At 44.1% G+C, this 426-nt stretch carries 1 protein-coding gene; it reads right to left on the bottom strand.

Features of this window, described 5'->3' with window-relative positions:
- Positions 1-426 (bottom strand): inverse autotransporter beta domain-containing protein (locus JNB91_RS30425; RefSeq protein WP_220329129.1); only part of this gene is annotated, 426 nt, incomplete at both ends.

Below are 426 nucleotides of genomic sequence, written 5' to 3'. Positions count from 1 at the left end.
AAGCCAGGCTTCGGCGCGAATATCCCAGCCGCGCGCAGGACGCTCCTCATAAAAATCGAAATCTTCGGAGTCTTTCCAGTCAGAAAGCGGGTGATAATAGTTGCCAGAGAATTTTAAATAATCAGTCCACGCTTCGACACCTAAACCTAAACGGCGATGCCCACGGGTAAAATCATAATCATAAAATATATTTCCACCCAACAACCATTTATCAAAATTATGTCTTACACCAAGGCCAATATTCCCGATCGTACGATCTTCTTTTCGTTGCGCAGAAAATTGGCTGAAATAAACAGTGGTTTGATTATCGTACCAGGGAACAAAATAATCGATGGAACTGCCATCCAGATCGCCGCCCTGGCCAAGAGAAAGATTCGTTCGAACCTTACCGTAGGGGGAGAGTGTATCCTCAATATAAGATTGTGT

Source organism: Aliirhizobium wenxiniae (assembly GCF_019511445.1).
GTDB lineage: Bacteria > Pseudomonadota > Alphaproteobacteria > Rhizobiales > Rhizobiaceae > Neorhizobium > Neorhizobium wenxiniae_A.
The sequence above is the reverse complement of the archived record's forward strand: the minus strand, read 5'-3'. Positions and strand labels throughout refer to the sequence as shown.